The sequence below is a fragment of the Jatrophihabitans sp. genome (genome assembly GCF_046262535.1).
Classification (GTDB): Bacteria; Actinomycetota; Actinomycetes; order Mycobacteriales; family Jatrophihabitantaceae; genus Jatrophihabitans.
This window is the reverse complement of the sequence record NZ_JBHEMO010000115.1, coordinates 1-19,357: the sequence shown is the minus strand read 5'-3', so window position 1 is coordinate 19,357 and position 19,357 is coordinate 1. Positions and strand designations below refer to the sequence as shown.

The 19,357-nt window shown below is 70.2% G+C and carries 14 protein-coding genes; 10 read left to right on the top strand and 4 right to left on the bottom strand.

Going from position 1 to position 19,357, the window contains the following annotated elements; translation table 11 throughout:
• Positions 1-160: 160 nt before the first annotated feature.
• On the top strand, positions 161-4,045 hold the full coding sequence (locus ABR571_RS15525; protein WP_409454113.1) for an adenylate/guanylate cyclase domain-containing protein: 3,885 nt from the start codon (positions 161-163) through the stop codon (positions 4,043-4,045).
• Here the strand turns inward: ABR571_RS15525 and ABR571_RS15520 are convergent, their stop codons facing one another.
• On the bottom strand, positions 4,046-4,909 hold the full coding sequence (locus ABR571_RS15520) for an Ig-like domain repeat protein (RefSeq protein WP_409454112.1): 864 nt from the start codon (positions 4,907-4,909) through the stop codon (positions 4,046-4,048).
• Between the two features lie 323 nt (positions 4,910-5,232).
• Positions 5,233-10,440, bottom strand: coding sequence for a protein kinase domain-containing protein (locus ABR571_RS15515; RefSeq protein ID WP_409454111.1), 5,208 nt, complete (start codon positions 10,438-10,440; stop codon positions 5,233-5,235).
• A gap of 183 nt (positions 10,441-10,623) precedes the next feature.
• On the opposite strand from ABR571_RS15515, the gene ABR571_RS15510 reads away from it, so the two are divergent.
• Positions 10,624-12,285 carry a DUF885 domain-containing protein gene (locus ABR571_RS15510; protein ID WP_409454110.1) on the top strand — a complete coding sequence of 554 codons (1,662 nt, stop codon included), beginning with the start codon at positions 10,624-10,626 and terminating at the stop codon, positions 12,283-12,285.
• A 19-nt stretch (positions 12,286-12,304) separates the two neighbouring features.
• Positions 12,305-12,940, top strand: a complete 636-nt coding sequence (locus ABR571_RS15505; protein WP_409454109.1) for a LysE family translocator — start codon at positions 12,305-12,307, stop codon at positions 12,938-12,940.
• Positions 12,941-12,950: 10 nt separating this feature from the next.
• Here the strand turns inward: ABR571_RS15505 and ABR571_RS15500 are convergent, their stop codons facing one another.
• Positions 12,951-13,136, bottom strand: coding sequence for a hypothetical protein (locus tag ABR571_RS15500; RefSeq protein WP_409454108.1), 186 nt, complete (start codon positions 13,134-13,136; stop codon positions 12,951-12,953).
• A gap of 51 nt (positions 13,137-13,187) precedes the next feature.
• Between ABR571_RS15500 and ABR571_RS15495 the strand changes: the two genes are divergently transcribed.
• From ABR571_RS15495 to ABR571_RS15480, 4 genes are all read left to right on the top strand, one after another.
• Positions 13,188-13,547: an ArsR/SmtB family transcription factor gene (locus ABR571_RS15495; RefSeq protein ID WP_409454107.1), complete on the top strand. Its 360-nt coding sequence runs from the start codon at positions 13,188-13,190 to the stop codon at positions 13,545-13,547.
• Positions 13,544-14,017 (top strand): SRPBCC family protein, encoded by a 474-nt coding sequence (locus tag ABR571_RS15490; protein WP_409454106.1) that lies wholly within the window; start codon positions 13,544-13,546, stop codon positions 14,015-14,017. Before ABR571_RS15495 ends, ABR571_RS15490 begins: the two co-directional genes overlap by 4 nt.
• A 34-nt stretch (positions 14,018-14,051) precedes the next feature.
• Positions 14,052-15,503, top strand: a complete 1,452-nt coding sequence (locus ABR571_RS15485; RefSeq protein WP_409454105.1) for a DHA2 family efflux MFS transporter permease subunit — start codon at positions 14,052-14,054, stop codon at positions 15,501-15,503.
• A gap of 235 nt (positions 15,504-15,738) precedes the next feature.
• On the top strand, positions 15,739-16,491 hold the full coding sequence (locus ABR571_RS15480; RefSeq protein WP_409454104.1) for an alkaline phosphatase family protein: 753 nt from the start codon (positions 15,739-15,741) through the stop codon (positions 16,489-16,491).
• 36 nt (positions 16,492-16,527) lie between these two features.
• Here ABR571_RS15480 and ABR571_RS15475 read toward each other — a convergent pair whose 3' ends face one another.
• Positions 16,528-17,013: a MarR family winged helix-turn-helix transcriptional regulator gene (locus tag ABR571_RS15475; RefSeq protein ID WP_409454103.1), complete on the bottom strand. Its 486-nt coding sequence runs from the start codon at positions 17,011-17,013 to the stop codon at positions 16,528-16,530.
• Between the two features lie 72 nt (positions 17,014-17,085).
• Between ABR571_RS15475 and ABR571_RS15470 the strand changes: the two genes are divergently transcribed.
• From ABR571_RS15470 to serA, 3 genes are all read left to right on the top strand, one after another.
• Positions 17,086-17,604, top strand: coding sequence for a VOC family protein (locus ABR571_RS15470; RefSeq protein ID WP_409454102.1), 519 nt, complete (start codon positions 17,086-17,088; stop codon positions 17,602-17,604).
• 97 nt (positions 17,605-17,701) lie between these two features.
• Complete coding sequence (locus tag ABR571_RS15465; RefSeq protein ID WP_409454101.1) at positions 17,702-17,986, top strand: GlsB/YeaQ/YmgE family stress response membrane protein; 285 nt, start codon at positions 17,702-17,704, stop codon at positions 17,984-17,986.
• 111 nt (positions 17,987-18,097) lie between these two features.
• Positions 18,098-19,309, top strand: a complete 1,212-nt coding sequence (serA, locus tag ABR571_RS15460; RefSeq protein WP_409454100.1) for a phosphoglycerate dehydrogenase — start codon at positions 18,098-18,100, stop codon at positions 19,307-19,309.
• Positions 19,310-19,357: the final 48 nt, after the last annotated feature.

The window sequence follows — 19,357 nt, the reverse complement described above, 5'->3', positions numbered from 1 at the left end:
GGGGCCCGCATCCTGCGCTGTGTCCTCAGCGCTCGAGCTGTAACTACCCACCCCTCAGCTTTACGAACCGGACTCGTGGACACAGACGGCCCGGTGATACGGCGGTGTGGCGAGCGTCGCTCGTTCCGGGCGGTAGCTCCGGCGAGGCTATCCTGAGCCGGTGACCGGACCAGCGGATCACGAAATCGGGGGGACTGGTCTTGAGCGGATGCTCGACGATCCCCTGTTTCCGTACGTTCCGAGGCTTGTCGTCGACTGGCTGCTCGACGAGCCGGATCGTGATATCCGGACGATTCCCGGCACCACGGTCTTCGCCGACATCTCCGGTTTCACCGCGCTGACCGAGCGCCTTGCCGCCCAGGGCAAGGTCGGCGCCGAAGAGATGGGCGACCTGCTCAATGTGGTCTTCGAAGAGCTGCTGACGGCGGCCTACGACTTCGGCGCCAGCCTCCTCAAGTGGGGCGGCGACGCCGTCCTCCTCCACTACGACGACGCCGACCATGTCGAGCGCGCGGCAGCCGGTGCGTGGTCGATGCAAGAAACCATGCGGCGCATCGGGCGCCTGGTCACATCCCGCGGCACGGTCCGGCTCGGCATGTCGATCGGCGTGCACACCGGACCGCTGGACCTGCTGCTCGTGGGCAGCCGCCACCGCGAACTCGTGGTCACCGGTCCGGCGGCAACTGTGACCGCCCGCATGGAGAAGATTGCGCAGCGCGGCCAGGTCGTCATCAGCCCGGCGACGGCGCTGGCTCTGCCGGCGCGGTGCGTCGGCGCCCCCATGGACGGCGGCTTCCTGTTGTCACGTCCGCCCGCCGCGGCCATGGCGCCCAACCGCACGCCGAAACGCCTCGGGGCCGACCTCGCCGGCACCGTGTGCGACGACCTTCGTGAGCACCTCCAGTCCGGCTCGGTCGAGCACGAGCACCGGTCGGCGACCATCGGGTTCATCGTCTTCAGCGGCACGGACGAGCTGCGCGCGACCAGGGGCGAAGAGGCGCTGGCCGAGGCTGTCACCTACCTGATCGACGCTGTGCAGGAGGCCGCCGCCGCCAACGAGGTGACGTTCCTGGCCACCGACATGAACGAGGACGGCGGCAAGATCATCCTCACGGCAGGTGTACCCCGCAGCCGAGGCGACGACGCCACGCGGATGCTCGCCACTCTGCGCCGAATCGTGCACACGGGCGGACGCCTCGGTCTACGCGCCGGTGCTACCCGCGGCAGCGTGTTCGCCGGCGACTACGGGCCGTTCTACCGGCGGACGTACTCTGTCGCCGGTGACATGGTCAACCTGGCCGCGCGGCTGAGTGCGCGCGCGCAACTCGGTCAGGTGTTGGCGACGCCGGAGGTCGTCGGTCGCTCGCGGACGCTGTTCGAGACGACGCCGCTCGAGCCGTTCGCGGTGAAGGGCAAGCGGGAGCCGGTCGCCGCGGTCGAGGTCGGTGACCTGCGGCGCGCGTCGGAACCGGTCACCGACGACCGCTTGCCGCTCGTCGGCCGCAATGCCGAACTCGCCGTGCTGCTGGCCGCCGCGGACAAGGTGAAACGCGGCCGCGGGGCCGTCGTCGACATCGTCGGTGAGCCGGGGATCGGCAAGTCGCGGCTCATCGAGGAACTGACCGACCGCTTCGACGCCCGGACGCTATGGGCCGACGGCGACATCTACGGCCGGGCGACGCCGTATCAACCGATGCAGCGGCTGCTCCGCCGAACGCTCGGCCTGCCGGTCGACGTCGATCCGGCGAGCGTCGCCAGCGCGTTGCGCGACCTGGTGGCCGGCACTGCGCCCGACCTCACACCCTGGCTGCCACTGATCGGCATCGCCGCCGGCGTCGACCTGCCGACGACGCCCGAGGTCGAACGGCTCGATCCCGACCTGCGTCGTGGGCGTCTCGAGGCGGCGACGAGTGATCTGCTCGGGCGGCTCCTGCGGGATCCGGTCGTGTTCATCGTCAACGACGTCCACTTCATGGATGAGTCCACGCTCGGCCTCGTCCGTCGGCTGGTCGCCGACGCGGTCGACCGGCCCTGGCTGCTGGTACTCACCCGGCGGCCCGTCGTCGACACCGTGCTGCCGCCCGCGGCCCACGTGACGACCCTGCGGCTCGACCCGCTCGGGGCGAGCGCGGCGACGGAGTTGTTGTCCGCAGCGACGCACGACAACCCGTTGTCGGCCCACCGCCTGCGGCAGTTGGCCGAGCGGGCCGGTGGCAACCCGATGTTCCTCACCCACCTCGTCGTGGCGGCGACATCCGGCGCGGACATCGATGTACTCCCCGATTCGGTCGAGGGTGTCGTCGCCGCTCAGATCGACCGGCTGCCCGCCCGTCGCCGCCGCTGGCTGCGCGCGGCGTCCGTGCTCGGCATGACCGTCGACCCGACGCTGCTCGCAGGGATCCTGGCCAACAGTGACCTCGCCGACGAGACCTGGTCCGGGCTCGAGGACTTCATCGCCATGAACGCGGATTCACGGCTGCGCTTCGTCCATCACCTCGTGCGGCTGACCGCCTACGAGGGACTGCCGTACCGGCGGCGCACCGAGTTGCACGCCCGCACGGCGTTGATCCTCGAGACGGCGATGCGCGGGCGCACCGAGCAGTACGCGCCGCTGCTCTCCTTGCACTGCCTCAACGGAGCGCAGTACGAGGCGGCCTGGCGGTACTCGCGCATCGCCGGCGACCGGGCCCGCGACCGTTACGCGCCCGCCGAGGCGGCCGAGTCCTATCGTCGGGCGCTCGCGGCCGCAACCCACCTGCCGAAGCTGAGCGGCGCCGCGGTCGCGGATGTCTGCGAGCAGCTGGCCGAACAGTGTCTGGTGCTCGGCGAGTTCGCGGCCGCCGAGCAGGCGCTGCGCCAGGGGCGAGTGAGCGCTGGCAGCGACCCGCTCCGATTGGCTCGGCTGTACGGCATCACCGCTCGTCAGCGTCAGCAGCTGGGCAAGCACGGTGACGCGCTGCGTTGGGTCTCGCGTGGGCGGCGGTTGCTGCGCGAGAGCGACGATCCGGCCGCCGTGAAGATCCTCGCGGCACTGGAGCGTCGGGGCGCAGAGGTGCGCTACGAACAAGGAGCTTATCGAGCCGGTCGCCTGTGGGCGCGACGCGCAGTGGCCGACGCCGACCGATCGGGCGATGAACTTGAACGGGCATATGCCGCCAGCACCGCCGCCGTCCTCGACGCGGTCAGCGGCCTACCTGTCGACGAAGCCGCGGTGCGCGAGGCGCTCGACCACCAGGAACGAGCGGGCGACCGACGCGGCAAGATGCACACCGCGAACATCGTCGGCATGTGCGCCTACTTCGCCGGCAACTGGGACACGGCGATGACCTACTACGCCGAGGCCGAGCGGGCGGCCCGCGACATCGGCCGGGAAGTCGACGCGGCGACGATCGCGGTCAACCGCGCCGAGGTGTTGGTTCAGCAGGGCCGGGCCGCCGAGGCCGAACCCATAGTCGCCGCCGCGGTGCGCTTGCTCGTCGCTGCCAAGGCGACGAGCTTCCTCAGCTTCGCGCTGTCGATCCACGGACGAATCGCTCTCGCCGAAGGCGACTTCCCGTCGGCGATGGAACGGCTGGGCGCGGCCCGGGCGATGGCTCAGGACATGGGGGCAGCCGAGGAACTCATCACCGCGGACGCGCTTGTGGCGCAATGCCTGTTGGAACGCGGGCAGGTGGCGGCCGCGCTCCGCTTGGTCGACGAGGCGCTCGCTCGGGGCGGGACGGACTCGTCCGCTGAGCCCGGGCTGCACCGGACGCGCGGGCACGCGTTGCTGGCGCTGGGCCGCCGCGCGGAAGGGCAGCTGGCGTTGCGGCAGGCGCTGACCACGGCACGCCGCACCAACTCACGCAGCGACGTCGAACTCTCGTTGGCCGCATTGCTGGCCGCCGAGGCCACCCTGGACGAGGCCGAGGCGACCGCGTGGCAGCGCGAATCGCAGGAGCTGGCGGTTCAGCTCGGGATCGTGTCCGACCGGGCCGGGATGGGCCCGACCGGCGTGGCGTACGGGGAGGCCCCGCCCACCACGCCGGTCGTGACGCGGGCCTAGCTAGCCGACGATCCTGGGGTCGCCGGCCGGCGCCTTGACCACGTAACTGTCCGCATCTCCGGGGTTGTCCACATTGGTCACGCACGGCAGGGCGCCGCCGTTTTTCGCGCAGCTCGAGAGCATGGCCTCGTAAAGGCCGTCAGTGGCATTGAACGGCGCCGCGCCGTACACACCTTTGGTGTAGCCCTTGAACGACTTGGGTGAGCCGTAGCACCCGGCGTACGCGGTGTGCTCCGAGTACTGGTGCTGCATGATCACGCCGGTCTGTCCGGTGCCGGTGTAGGTGATCGTCTTGCCGGCATCGGTGGCCGTGCTGGAGAAGGTGGCCAACGCACCGACGAAGACGCCGTCGTCGTCATCGCCGTCGTTGTCGGGCTTGAGACCGGCCTGACAATGCAGCGTCCCGCTGCCGAGTGACGCGGTTACCGTCTGGGTATTGGCCGACGCGTTGGAGTGCACGTCGAGCTGGGTCGTGTTGTCGGTCGAGTTGAGCGTCCCCGTGTCGCACGGCTGGCCGCTGTAGCAGGTCACCGTCGTCGCGGCACCGGGAGCCGGGTTGGGCGCAACCGTGAGCGCAGTGGAGCCGGAGCTCGGGCCGACGAGGGCATCGCCCGGGTAGGACCCCGTCGCCGAGACCGTTCCCACCGGCACCGAGCTGCTGGTCAAGGTGGCGGTGCACGCGGTCAGCAGACACGAGCTGATCGGCGCCGAGCCCAGGTTGACGACTACGCCCGCAGAGTTCGTGACGCTGAAGCTCACCGAACCCGTGGGCGTGATGCCGAGACCGTTCAGGCCGAGCACTTTGACCGTGGCCGAGAGGGTGACTGCGGTGCCGGCCGTCGTTGAGGACGGTGATGCGGTCACGGTGGTTGACGACGGTAGTCCGCCGGCCGCCTGCGAGCTGGCCGGTGCGATCAGGCCGCCGATCAGGGCAGCTGCGGCGCCGACGGTGAAGACCGTGGCGCGTCGAGCGACTCGCGAATTGGACGTGACGCAATGCTTCATAAGTCCCCCCGAACTTATTAGGTGGGCCGAACCCGGCCGCAACGAGTCAACGACGAACACCGCGTCCGGGTAATCTCCGAATCGCTGATTCGGCACGAATTCGACGAGTGCGGTCCGCCACTTTGTGGTGGCGGTCACACCGAAACGGTCCCTCGGCCGGCGCCGATGGGAACGATCCGGTACTAGCGGGATGAAAGCGGAACGCGCCAGGCCAACTCGACGCCCCGACCGTCGGGACCGGGCCGGGTGGTCATCGACCCACCCACCATCTCGGCGCGCCGGCGCAGGTTCAGCAGCCCGCTTTCGTCGGGCGGCGCGTCGGGCATACCGCGGCCGTTGTCGGTGACCGTCACGACGAGCTCGTTCGCCGCGACGGCGACGCCCACCCGCACCGCCGACGCGTCCGCATGCCGGGCCACGTTCGACAAGGCCTCGCTGACCGTCGCCAGCAGGTGCCAGTGCACGCTCTCGGGCGCCGCGCGGTCAAGGGCTTCGTCCACGTCGGCCTGCGGCGCGAACCCGAGGCTCTGTTCGGCGCGGGCGACGACGGAGGCGAGCCGCTCACTCAGCGGCTGCCCGGGCTCGTCGCTGCGCAGCGAGAAGATGGCGCCGCGGATGTCGCGAATCGTGTGGTGCAACTCGTCGATCCCGGCAACGACCTCGCGGGCCTGGGCCTCGGGCAGCTGGCCGGACACCGAGTCCAAACTCAGGCCGACTGCGAACAACCGCTGGATGACGACGTCGTGCAGATCGCGCGCGATCCGCTCACGTTCTTCGACGAGGCGTAGCTGGTCGATGGCGAGCTTGCGATCGGAGATGTCGCGGGTGTTGAGGACGAGCGCAGCGACGGTGGGCTCACCGAGCAGATTGGTGACCGCGCTGTCGACGAAGCGGTAGGTCCCGTCGGCGTGACGGAACCGGCACTCCACCCGCACGTCCTCGCCTGGGGCGCGGACGGCGGCCGCTAGCGCGTCTTGGAACTCGGCCACGTCCTCGGGATGAACCCACTCCGCGACCGATCGCCCGAGGAGCGCTGTCGGTGCAGTGCCGAAGACGGTCTGCACGGCCGCGCTCTGGTACTGCACGGTTCCTTCGGCGTCGACCAGCGTGATGACGTCACTGGAGCTCTGGGCGAGCGCGCGGAAACGCCGCTCACTGCCCACGAGGTGCTCGTATGCCGCGCCGGCCAGCGTCGCGATGAAGGCGGCGAGCTGCATCTCCTCTTCGCCGAAGAGCTCGCCAACTTGGCGGTGCGTGACGTAAATGCACGAGCGGGTCTCGCCCTGCACGGAGATCGGGACGGCCAACGCGGACCGGATCCCCGACAGAACCAGGCTGTCGGTCGGGCCGAACGCGTCGTTGAGCGCGACGACGGGACCGTCCGTGTCGACGGCTTCCTGCAGCAAGGTCCGGCTGATCCCGTCCACGTCCTCGCCCGACTGCGTGGTGAGGCTGCGGTCGTGGAGCGCGGCGACGGGGATCAGGTGACAACGCTCGGCCCGCAGCAGGGCCAGGGCGGACTCGCGGACCGCAGCTTCGAGCGCCATTTCGGTCGGCGCCGCGGCGATGGATCGGCCGGCCCGCAGCAGCGTCGTGAAGCGGTCGAAGACCGAGAGGTTGGACGGATGGTTCGACGAGGTGATCGGGCCCTGCCCGTTGAGCAGGTCGAACGCGCGGACCGCGGCCCGCGCGTCGGCCTGCTCGGCTGACAACCCGGCGCCGGCCGCGAGGATGTCGGCACGGGCCGCATCGTTGAGCGCCGTTTCGTAGCGCGCCCCTTGCGCGTCGGCCACGACCGACGCTTTGTGCAGCGCCCGCCCGGCGCGCCGGGGCTTGCCGCGCATCGACGCGATCAGCGCCGCTTCGCGCCGCGCGTGCGGTTCGTTGTTGTGATAGGAGCGCGACCAGCGGATCGCTCGGCGGGCCGCCCGGGCCGCCGCCCGCAGACGCTGCGCACGCAGCTCCGGCGCATGCAGCGTGGTCGTCTCGGCCAGCTCGCGCAGGACAGTCGCGTACCAGGGGAAGGCGGGGACGATGTACTCCTGCCGGAGGCCGGCATCGCTGATCGTCCGAATCGACCGCTCGAGGCACTCGACCGCGGCCGGCAGATCACCGGCTGCGCGGTGCACGAGGGCGTCGGCCAGATGCAGCTCGGCCGTCGTCTGAGCGTCCTCACTCTCCTGCGCGAGCAGCGTGCGCACGAGCACAGCCGGGATGCGCCCGTCGGTCGCTCGCGCCCAGATGCTGAGCGAGATGCCGGCCGCGGTCTGGTCACCGATGGCGCGGGCAGTCTCGAAGGTCTCGCTCGCCACCTCGACCGTGCCTCGCAGGTCGCCCTGGCGCAGCAGGCACAGCGCGAGATTCCACCTCGCGGTGTTGACCTCCCATTGGTCCCCGGTCCGGCGGAGGAGTCCGATGGCTTCTTCGCAGGCGACCTGCGCGCTGGCGAAGCGGGACGCGGCGTAGTGGGCGACGCCGGTGAAGTTCAGGCTTTGGCCCTGGCCCCAGATGTCGTCGAGCTCGCGGCGGATCTCCAGTGACCGTTCCGCGTACCGGACGCCGCGCCGGTACCAGGGCAGCATCGTCATCACCGGTGCGTGTTCCGACCAGGCCTGCCCGAGCTCGGGCGACGGGGGGTAGCGCTCGGCCAGGTTCATCCCACGTAGGTGCGACCAGGCGCACGAGACCTTTCCGCTGTGGAACCAGTAGAGATAGGCGAGCCGGCTGTAGAGCCGCATGGCCAGGAAGTCGTCGTCCCGCCCGTCCGGGTTGCGCCGGCCGGTCGCCACCCTGGGAAACAGCGAGTGGACGGTCTGCACGAATAGCTCCCACATCAAACATGGGAGCAGCGCCATCCGGCCCGGCACCCGGCGGCGGAGCAGCGCGAGCGCACCCTCGAGGCGGTGCCTCGCGGTCGGGATGTCGCCCTGCTTGAAAGCGAGCGCGCCGAGCTTGCCGTCGAGTGCGGCGGCCGGAGACCGGTCGTGCACGAGTGCCCGGGCGGCCATCAGTTCGTCGCGCGCCGCGCCGTAACTTCCCTGCAGCATTAGCACGTCGCCGAGTCCCTCAGCCAGCTCCCGATGCAGCTCGGTGTCGGTAGGGTCGACCGCTTCGCGGGCCATGCGGTAGTGGGCGGCGGCCGCGTCCAAGGCATAGCGGCTGCGCGCCAATTCGGCGCTCGCAATGGCGTACGGCAGGGCGTCGGCCGACCGGCCGGCCGCGTGCAGGTGGTAGGCGAGATCGAAGACCAGCTCGTCATTCTTGGCCGCCGGAGCCGCCTCGGCGACGAGTGCGTCCGCGGCGAGGCCGTGCAGTTGCCGGCGGTCGTCGTCGTCCAGCCGGGCCAACAGCGCCTCGCGGATCTTTTCGTGGAAGAAGGTGCACGTCTCGCTCGACGCGTCCAGCCAGATCAACCGCCGGCGGCGCGCGTCCTCGAGGATCGCCGCCGCGTTTTCGGAGGACCCGCCGGCGATGCGCACCGCCGTCTCGACCCGGAACTGTTTGCCCAGGACGGCACCGACGCTGAGCAGTTCGAGCGCCCCGGCATCCAACAGCTCCAGGCGACGGACGAGGAACGCCGCCGCCCGGCGGGCAGCCTGCACGTCGGGGAGCCGGGTGCCGTCCACGATCCAGCCGTTGGGTCCGGACCGCATCGCGTCCGATTCCACGAGCCCGCGCAGTACGGCGGCCGCCATGAACGGGTTGCCGTCGGCCAACCGCACGACGGTCTCGACCGCGTCGGCGGGCAACGGCCCGGCCATCGATTCGGCCAGCAGCGCCACTGACCGCTTCGACAGCGGTCCCAGGTGCACAACCTGCGCACGGTGGATCATCCGCAGCGGGTGCCCGGGCGGAACGTCCTCGGAGCGGAAAGCGGCGATGACGCCCAGATGCGTCGGGGCGTCATCACTACCGGCGAACAGTTCGCCGAGCAACCGCACGGTCAACGCGTCGGCCCACTGGCAGTCGTCGAGGATCACGAGGATCGGCTCCTCGGCGGTCGCCACCGTCCGCAGCAGTCGCTTCAATCCGGCGAGGCTGCGCAGCTCGCCGAACTCCTCGGGACCCGTGTCGTGCTGGGCCGCCCCACCCAGCGGCTCGGCGAGCGCGGGGAGCGCTCGCGCGACCGCCGGCGCGACGTCGGCCACGTCCGCGGCAACGGCCGCAGCTCGCTCGGGATCGGCGGTGAGCAAGGTACGCAGCTCGTCGGCGACCCCGTGCAGCACGGCGAACGGGCGCTGTCCGCCCAGTGCGACGCCCTGACCGTGCACCACCACAACGCCGGCCTTGGCCGCCCGCGCGGCGGCCTCGGTCAGCAGCCGGCTCTTCCCGCCGCCGGAGTCGGCGTCGACCAGGATGACCCCGGACACCTCACCTTTCAGTGCTGTGGCCAACGCGGTCAGCGCCGCCAGCTCCGCATCGCGTCCGACGAACGCGGGGTCGGTCAGCGTGGCACGCCGGTCGTGGCGGCCGATGACCACTGACGGATCCGCGTCGCCGCTCAGCACTCCGCCCAGGATGTGGGCCAGGTCGGCACCGACTGCGGCGGCGGACTGGTACCGCTCGCTCGGGTCCTTGCGCAGTAGGCGATGGACGACCGCGGCCAGCGCCGTCGGTACAGGTGCCGTTGCACCGGTGAGCTCAGGGACCGGCGTGCTGAGATGCTGGCGAAGCAGGTCGCCGACGCTGGGCCCGGCGAACGGCGGCCGGCCGACCAGGCACTCGTAGAGCACTACGCCGATTGCGTACAGATCGGACCGTTCGTCGACAACGGCCGTCGCCCGAAGCAGCCCCGCGGCTTCCGGCGACAGGTAGCGGACGGTGCCCACGAGGTCGTCCCGGATCGACTCCTCGAGCCACGGACTGCGCGCAAAACCGAAATCGATGAGCGTGACGGACCCGAAGGCGCCGTCGGGTTCCATCCCGTCGACAATGATGTTGGCCGGCTTCACGTCACGGTGGCAGATGCCGGCGCCATGCGCGACGTCGAGCGCGGCGGCCACGGCGATGCCGATCCGCAGCGCGGCGACGACGGAGAGCGGCCCACCGCGCAGCGCCTGCTCGAGCGTCGTTCCCGGGGCGTACTGCTGCGCGAGGAAGAGATGGGTCTCGGTCTGCCCGGCGTCGTGCAGCGCGCACAGGCCGACGCCGCTGAGCTCTCGCAGGACACGGGTCTCGTGGACGAACCGCGCGTGGGTACCCGGCTGCAAGGACGCGAGCTCGAACGTCTTGAGCACGACCTGGTCAGCGGTGGTCGAGTCGACGGCGAGGTAGGTCGAGACGCCGTTGCCCGCCTTGAGCGTCCGGACGATGTCGTAGCGGTGGGCGAAGCGCGCGACTTGGCGTCCGGCGTCGAGTGCGACCGCGCCGGAACCCGACACGTCAGTCACGCCCATTTTTTGTCCGCCCCGTGTTTCCCCCGCCTGTTCCGGCCGGCGGTTCATGTTAAGTCCGCGTGTTATCCGCAAGACAGGGACCTTGGGCCCTGGCCAACGGCGCGGCGGCGCACATTCCGGGCGATCGGGCGATACCTCTTCGTTCATGCGGCAGCTCGCCCGAGCAGGATGAGGACCATGACCGACGACTCAGCCGCCCGGCAGCTCGCACAGACCCTGGTCGACCGCCTGTTGGCCGCCGACCCGTTCACCGGAACCGGGCTCGGGCTGCGGGAGTACGACGCGCTCGTGCCCGATCCGTCCGCCGCGGCCGAGGACCGGCTCGCGAGCGACCTGGCGACGATCGCGACTCAGGCGGGCAGCGTGGTGGCCGAGGATGACGTCGACGGCGTCACACTCGACGTCGTCATTGCAACCTGTGACCGCGGGCGGCGCGCCATCCACGCCCGGATGGAGGAGTTCACGGTCACCGCCATGCCGATCACCGGGCCGCCGGCGCTGTTCGCGGTCCTTGCCCGGTCGGTTCTCCCCGACCCGAAGGCGGCGGCGGACTATCTCCAGCGGGTCCGTGGCTCGGTGGGCTGGATCGACGCGACCACCGAGCGGCTGCGGGAGGGCGCGGACCGCGGCCGGTACCCGGTCGGGTCACTGGTCGATGCGGCGCTGGCCTGGACGGACCGGGCGCTCGCCACCGACGTCCCACCGGCGATCACCGCTCCAGCCCCGCCGGAGCGATGGGACGGCGCGGACGACTGGCGCGACGAGGTGGCCCAAGTGGCCCGTACCGAGATCGTCCCGGCCGTCGGGCGGTGGCGGGACTTCCTGGTCGAACTGCGGCCGCAGGCGCGCCCGGACGAGGCCGCCGGTGTTGGGGCGCTGTCCGACGGCGCTGCGGCCTACGAGAACGCGATCGCCGTCCACACGACGCTGCCGCTGACTGCCGACGAGCTGCACCGGATCGGCCTCGACGAGGTCGCCCGTCTCGAGGACAGGGCCCGCGAGCTCGGTGCCAAGATCGGGCTGCGTGACCTCGCGGCCGTCCGCGCCGCCGTCCGGGCGTCCACCTCCGCACTCGATCCGCAGGTCGCGCTGGCCGACGCGCAAGCCGCCGTGGTCCGGGCCGAGGCCCGCGCGGCGGAGATCATGCCGCTGCCCCTGCCCGAGCCGTGCGCGGTCACTGCGATGCCGCAGACCGTCGCCGAATCGGGGATGGCGCCGCACTACACCCGTCCCCGGCAGGACGGCAGCCGCCCGGGCACGTACTGGTTCAACACACTGCGGCCGACCGCCGGCACGGGCTGGGACCTCGAGGCGGTGGCGTTCCACGAGACCGTGCCGGGTCACCACTCACAGCTCGCCCGCCTGCAGCGGCTCACCGAACTGCCCTTGCTGCAGCAGCTCTCGGTCACCGTCCACGCCGAGGGCTGGGGTCTTTACGCGGAGCGGCTGGCCGGCGAGTTCGGCCTTTACAGCTCCGTCGAGGCCGAGATCGGCTCGGTGTACGTCGAGATGCACCGGGCCGCCCGGCTCGTTGTCGACACCGGCCTGCACGCGTCCGGATGGAGTCGGCAGCAGGCCCGGGACTACCTGCTCGAGCACGTCGCGCTCGCGGAGGGCTTCCTGACCGACGAGATCGACCGCTACATTGCGTGGCCCGGGCAGGCGTTGGCCTATTTGGTCGGCCAGCGCGAGATCCTGCGGCTCCGCGAACGCTCCCGAGCCGCCCTGGGCGACCGGTTCGACCTGCCCGCGTTCAACGGCGCGCTGCTCGATTCAGGCAACCTGCCGATGCCGGTGCTCGATCGGGTCATCGAGAACTGGGTGGCTGCGAGCGCCTGAGCGCTGTGATGATTCCTGGATGGAGCTGCTCCCTGCGCTACCCGCCTTTCTCGGCGCGGTCCTGCTCATCGCGTCGGTCCCCGGGCCGGCGGTCGCCCTGCTGATTCGGCGCTGCACGGTGGGCGGGTTCCGGGCCGGCGTCCCGGTCGTCCTCGGGCTGGAGACCGGCCTGTACTTCTGGATCCTCGCCGCCGGTGCCGGTCTCGCCGCCCTCGTCGCGACGTCCGACGTTGCCTACCTGGTGCTGCGGATCGGCGGGACGCTCGTGCTCGTGGCCCTCGGCATCCAGGCCCTGCGCGCGGCCCGCCGGGGGGACCACAACGCCGAGTTGCCCGCGGCGCGCGTGCTGCCGCGAGGCGACCGCGGAGCGTTCGCGATGGGCGTGCTCACCAACGCGGCGAACCCCAAGGCGGCGGTGTTCACGTTCGCGTTCTATCCACAGTTCATCCCGGCCGGCTACCCGATGTTGCCGACCGCCGCCGCGCTCGGGCTGCTGCAGGTGACCGTGGAAATCGCGTTCTATCTCGCCTTCGCGGCGCTGATCGGCCGGGCGCGGACGTGGTTCGTCCGGGCGCGCGTTCGGCGGACGCTGGACACCCTGTGCGGCACGGTGCTGATCGGGCTCGGATTACGCGTCGCCACCGACGTTCGGTAGGGCAACCGGATCAGCGGGCGGGCCGGACGGCCAGTGCGCTGCCGCCGTGGTTGCGGACCGGCTCGGCCGCCGCCTGGTACTCCCCGGACCCGCGGTCCTGGATGCCGGTCGCGTTACCGATCCACGGGTTCAGCGGCAGCACCGGTCCGGTGACCGTCTTGAACCGCTCGGGGAGTGTTCTGCCCGCTTTGACCACCCTTGTCCCACGCGGGTTGACAACCGGCCGACCATCCGAATACTTAAGTATGTGCTTAACCAATTGGACGAGACGGACGTGGTGTTCCATGCGCTGTCCGACCCGACCCGCCGGCACATCGTCGAGCAGTTGTCACAAGGTCCGGCATCGGTCAGCGCATTGGCCGCGCCACTGCCCATGTCCATGCCGGCCGTCGTCCAGCACTTGCAGGTTCTGCAAGCCAGCGGGCTCGTCGAGTCGGAGAAGGTGGGCCGAGTACGCACCTGCCGGCTCGTCGTGAAGCGCCTCGACACGGTCCAGGACTGGATCGAGGCCCGCCGGGCCCTGTGGGCGGGCCGCCTCGACCGCCTCGGCGACTTCCTCGCCGCCGAACAGACCCCCGGAACAACACAGAACAAGGAGCAGAAATGACCGAGACCATGCCCCGTTCCGTCGCCCACGACACCTTCTCGATCGAGCGCACCTATCCGGTCGCGCCGGAGCGGGTGTTCGCGGCCTGGAAGACCATCGATGCCAAGTCGCACTGGTTCGGCAACGACGACGGCATCGAGTCCATCGGCGAGCACACGCTCGATTTCCGTCCCGGCGGCACCGAGCGCCTCACGGCCAACGCCCAGGGGATGACCTTCGACTACCGGGCCACCTACTACGACATCGTCGAGAACGAGCGCATCGTCTGGGCCTACGACATGTTGATGGACGGGCGGCGGATCTCCGCGTCGCTCGGCACCGTCGAGATCACGCCGGTGGCCGGCGGCACCAAGCTCGTCATGACCGAGCAGGGCGCCTTCCTCGACGGCCTCGACACCAACGCGCAGCGGGCTGAAGGCACCGAGCAGTTCCTCGACAGCCTCGGCACCTACCTCACCGCCGGCGCCTGACGATTTGTCACACCCCTACTAGAAGGTGAATTCCATGAGTACCGACCGCCGGCGTCTTGCCGCCCTCATCGTCCTCTGCATGGGGATGTTGATGATCGTCCTCGACATCACGATCGTGAACGTGGCCCTGTCCGCGATCCGTGACGACCTGGGGTTCTCCGAGGCCAGTCTCGCGTGGGTCGTGAACGCCTACATGATCGCGTTCGGCGGCTTGCTGCTGCTCGCCGGTCGCCTCGGTGACCTGCTCGGGCGACGCCGGGTGTTCCTGGCCGGGCTCGTCGTCTTCACCACCGCGTCGCTGGGCTGCGGTTTCGCGCAGACCCAGACCATGCTGGTCGTGGCCCGCTTCGTCCAGGGCATCGGCGGGGCGATGACCTCGGCCGTCATCCTTGGCATGATCGTCACGATGTTCCCCGAGCCGAAGGAGCAGGCCCGGGCGATCGGCGCCTTCGCGTTCGTGGCGTCGGCCGGTGGTGCGATCGGTCTGCTGGCCGGGGGCGTCCTCACCCAGACCATCAACTGGCACTGGATCTTCTTCGTCAACGTCCCGTTCGGCGTCGTGACCGCACTGTTCGCGGTCCGTCTCGTCGACGCCGACGAGGGCACTGGGCTCGGGTCCGGCACCGACGTGATCGGCGCGCTGACGGTTACGGCCGCGTTGATGCTGGGCGTCTACGCGATCGTCGAACCGGCCGCCACGGACGGCTGGACGGCCCCGGCCACCCTCTCGTTCGGCGCCGCCTCGGTGGGGCTGCTCGCCGCGTTCGTCGTCCGGGAGATGACGGCGGCCAACCCGCTAGTTCCGATGGGCATCTTCCGGTCCCGCAACGTCGTGGGCGCCAACCTGATACAGATCGCCGGGGCGGCCGGCATGTTCGGCATCTTCTTCCTCGGATCGCTGTACCTGAAGGGAGTGCTCGGCTACAGCGCCATGGGCATCGGGCTCGCCTTCCTGCCGACGACAATCTTCATGGGCGCGCTGTCGGTCCGCTACACCGAGCCGCTGGTGTCCCGGTTCGGGGCGCGACCGGTCGTGATCACCGGCCTCTCGCTGATCACCGCCGGGTTGGTCCTGTTCACCCGGGCGCCGGTCGACGGTCAGTACCTCCAGCACGTGCTGCCCGTCGTCTCGCTGCTCGGCATCGGTGCCGGCCTCGCGTTCCCCTCGCTGATGACGCTGGCCATGTCGGGCGTGACCGGCGAGAACGCCGGCCTCGCCTCCGGACTGGTGAACACAACAGCGCAGGTCGGGTCCGCGCTCGGGCTGGCCGTCCTGGCCACGCTGTCGGCGTCGCACACCAGCGCGCTCTCGGCCGACGGCCGGAGCGCGAAGGCCGCGCTCGTCGGTGGCTACCACCTGGCGTTCTGGGTCGCGGCCGCGCTCGTAGCTGCCGCCGTCGCCATTGCCGCCACGTTGTTGCAGTCGATCGGCGCCCCGGCCGCCGGCGACCTTCCAGTAGGCGACGATGCACTGGCACCCGCCTGATCACGGCCGCCGGCGCGAGGGGCAGCATGACCTCATGCGGCTCCTCGCGCTGGCGTCTGTGGCCGGCCTCGTCCTCGCCGGCTGCGGCGGGAGCAATTCCCGCACGTCGCCGCCGACGACCCGCGCTCCGGCGACGTCGCGGGCGGTCCGGACGCCCGCGCCGCCAGCGTCGACAGCGTCGACAGCGTCGACAGCCACCAGCGCATCCTCGACGCCGACAGGGTCGGGGTCGCGCGTGCCCCGGTTCGCGCACATCGTGATCGTCGTCGAGGAGAACCGGGCCGACTCGCAGGTCCTCGGCAATCGGGACGCGCCCTACATCAACGCGCTCGGGCGCGACGGTGCCATCCTCGCCGACTCGTACGGCATCCGGCATCCCAGCCAGCCGAACTACGTCGCGCTGTTCTCGGGATCGACCAAGGGGCTGACCGACGACTCGTGCCCGCACAGCTACGGCGGCAAGAACCTCGGGTCGCAGCTGCTGGCTTCCGGCCTCACCTTCGGCGGCTACTCGGAATCGCTGCCCTCGCGCGGCTATTTGGGGTGCTCGGCCGGCCCGTACGCCCGCAAGCACAACCCGTGGGCGGACTTCCCCGACCTGCCGGCGTCGGTCAACCGCCCACTCACTTCATTGGCGGCGAACTGGTCGGCGCTGCCGACCGTTGCCTTCGTCATCCCGAACCTCAACCACGACATGCACGACGGCTCGGTGCGCGCGGGAGACACCTGGCTGCGAGATCACCTCGGCGGCTACGCCGACTGGGCCCGGACCCATGACAGCCTGCTCATCGTCACCTGGGACGAGGACGACTTCACTGCCCGGAACCGCATCCCCGGCGTGATGGCCGGGGCGCACGTGAAGCCGGGGCGGTATTCGCGCCGGGTCGACCACTACACGATGCTCCGGACGGTCGAGGCCGCATACGGGCTCGAACCTCTGGGCGCAGCCGCGCAGCGCGCACCGATCACCTCGGTATGGACGCCGTGACCGGCGGGCGAGCCGGGCGTCTCGGGCGCTCGTCGGTCAGGCGGCGCCGGCCGAAACCTTGGCGATGATGGCCTCGCCGATGATCGTGAGTTGGCCCAGCTGCTCGTCGTCGAGCGCTTCGATGAGGTAGTTGCGGACCGCGCCGACATGTCCGGGAGCAGCGCCGCGCAGGACCGCGTAGCCGGCGTCGGTCAGCTTGGCGATCTGGCCGCGGCGATCGGTGAGGCAGTCCTCGCGCGCGACCCAGCCCCGCTCCTCCAGCCGGGCGACCGCATGCGAGAGCCGGCTGCGCGACGAGCCGGTTTGCGCGGCCAGCTCGCTCATCCGCAGCGCCCAGCCCTCCGTCTCGGACAGGCGTACGAGGATCTCGAAGTACGCGTGCGGCATGTCAGCTTCGCGTTGCAGCTGTCGGTCCAGCGCGTCGAAAAGGATCTTCGAGGACTCCAGGTAGGCGCGCCAGGCGCGCTGCTCGCTGGCGGTGAGCCAGCGCGGCTCCGTCTCTGCCCCGCGTACGTCACCCATGAATGCCAGCCTACATTGTTGAGCTTTCAACTTCATTGATTTAGACTGGTTTCGACCCCCGAAGGAGTTGTCATGGCCATCCATCGGCTGAATCACGCAGTCCTCTACGTGCGCGACGTCGCCCAGAGCGTCGCCTTCTACCGCGACGTCCTGGGCTTCGGGTCCGTCCTGGAAATCGGCGGCAAAGCCGCGTTCCTGCGCGCGGACGGGTCGTCGAACGACCACGACCTGGGCCTGTTCCAACTCGGCCCGCATGCCGGCACCTCCCAGGCCGGCCGGTCGACCGTGGGCCTCTACCACCTGGCGTGGGAGGTCGAGACGCTGCAAGACCTGCAGGCGCTGGCCGGGCGGCTGGCCGAGGCTGGAGCCTTGTCCGGTTCGTCGGACCACAGCACCACCAAGTCCCTCTACGGCCATGACCCGGACGGGCTCGAGTTCGAGATCGCCTGGATCGTCCCGGCCGACCAGCTCGACGAGGCCACACTCGACAGCCGCGACCGCATCCGTCCGCTCGACCTCGCCCGCGAGATTGAGCGCTATGGCGCCACCACGCCCGGCGGGATCGGAATCAGCCGCGCCGCCGTGGACTGAGATCCGGCCGACCGGAACGTCTTCACACGAAGTTAGCGCCGCAGAAGCGGCGGGTAGCCCCTACGCGTAGCGAATACGAATTCTAGGAGGCCCCGCAATGCTCGGACTCATCATTACGCTCATCATCGTCGGATTGATCGCCGGCGCCCTCGCCCGGCTGCTCGTTCCCGGCCGCGACCCCATGGGTATCGGCGCGACCATCCTGCTCGGCATCGTCGGTTCGTTCATCGGCGGTTTTCTCGGCTACGTGCTGTTCCACCACGACAAGAATCAGGGCTTCTTCCAGCCGTCCGGCCTGATCGGGTCCATCATCGGTGCCGTGATCGCATTGCTTATCTACCGCCACGTCGGCAGTGGCCGTAACCGTCGCGTCCACATCTGACGCGCCGCGTACCCCCCACTCGCCCCCGTCCGGTAATCCGGGCGGGGGCGAGGTTTGTCCGTCTCTAGACTTCAGGGCGCACGTCTCCCCACTTCCGATGAAGGCGCCCTCATGACCGCTAGCCCCGTCCGCGTCCTGCTCGTGGAGCAGATCCATCCCGAGGCCGAGGACATCTTGCGCTCGGCCGGCTTTGAGGTGGAGGCGGTCGGCCGTGCTCTCGACGAGGACGAGCTGGTCGAGCGGATCTCCGGGATCACTCTGCTGGGCATCCGGTCGAAGACCCACGTCACCAAGCGGGTGCTGGACGCCGCCGACCGGCTGATCGCCATCGGCGCGTTCTGCATCGGGACGAACCAGATCGATGTCCCGGCGGCCACCGAGCACGGTGTGACGGTCTTCAACGCGCCGTTCTCCAACACCCGCTCGGTGGTGGAGCTCGCCATCGCCGAAATCATCGCGATGACCCGGCGGCTGACCGAGAAGAACGCCCTCATGCACAACGGCGTGTGGGACAAGTCGGCTGAGGGCGCGCACGAGGTGCGCGGGCGGACGCTCGGCATCGTCGGCTACGGCAACATCGGCACGCAGCTGTCGGTCCTGGCCGAGAACCTGGGGATGAAGGTGATGTTCTTCGACAAGGCCGACAAACTGGCCCTGGGAAACGCGCGCCAGTGTATGTCGCTGAAGGAACTGCTGGCCGAGTCGGACGTGGTGACGCTGCACGTCGACGGCCGGCCCACGAACGAGAGTTTCTTCGGCGAGTCGGACTTCGCGACGATGCGGCAGGGCTCGCTGTTCCTCAACCTGTCCCGCGGCTTCGTCGTGGACTACGCGGCGTTGCGCGCGCACATCGAGTCCGGCCACATCGCCGGGGCCGCGGTGGACGTCTTCCCGGTCGAGCCGAAGGGGCGGGGCGACGAGTTCGTCTCCGAGCTGCGCGGACTGCCGAACGTCATCCTCACCCCGCACATCGGCGGGTCCACCGAAGAGGCGCAGCAGGACATCGGGCGGTTCGTGGCGGGCAAGTTCCGCGACTTCATGCTCGACGGGTCGACCGCCATGAGCGTGAACGTGCCGGGTCTCGCGCTGCCGCGCCCCCGCGACACGCTGCGGATGATCTATCTGCACCGCAACGTGCCCGGTGTGCTGGCCCGGGTGAACGGCCTGCTCGCCGACGGCGGCGTGAACGTGGAGGCCCAGCTGCTGGGGACCCGCGGGGAACTGGGCTACGTGGTGACCGACAGCGCGAGCGGCACTACGCAGGCGATCGTGGACTCCATCCGCGCCCTCCCCGAGACCATCAGCCTCCGCGTCATCTTCTGACCCTCCGCGGTCGTCGCCGGCGGCCCGGCCCGGTTCACAGCCGCGAAG

What these genes read in the sequence shown, in the direction of transcription:
- ABR571_RS15485 (WP_409454105.1), top strand. Translation starts at nt 14,052, where the DNA reads ATGAGTACCGACCGCCGGCGTCTTGCCGCCCTCATCGTCCTCTGCATG.
- ABR571_RS15470 (WP_409454102.1), top strand. Translation starts at nt 17,086, where the DNA reads ATGGCCATCCATCGGCTGAATCACGCAGTCCTCTACGTGCGCGACGTC.
- ABR571_RS15490 (WP_409454106.1), top strand. Translation starts at nt 13,544, where the DNA reads ATGACCGAGACCATGCCCCGTTCCGTCGCCCACGACACCTTCTCGATC.
- ABR571_RS15475 (WP_409454103.1), bottom strand. Translation starts at nt 17,013, where the DNA reads ATGGGTGACGTACGCGGGGCAGAGACGGAGCCGCGCTGGCTCACCGCC.
- serA (WP_409454100.1), top strand. Translation starts at nt 18,098, where the DNA reads ATGACCGCTAGCCCCGTCCGCGTCCTGCTCGTGGAGCAGATCCATCCC.
- ABR571_RS15505 (WP_409454109.1), top strand. Translation starts at nt 12,305, where the DNA reads ATGGAGCTGCTCCCTGCGCTACCCGCCTTTCTCGGCGCGGTCCTGCTC.
- ABR571_RS15510 (WP_409454110.1), top strand. Translation starts at nt 10,624, where the DNA reads ATGACCGACGACTCAGCCGCCCGGCAGCTCGCACAGACCCTGGTCGAC.
- ABR571_RS15465 (WP_409454101.1), top strand. Translation starts at nt 17,702, where the DNA reads ATGCTCGGACTCATCATTACGCTCATCATCGTCGGATTGATCGCCGGC.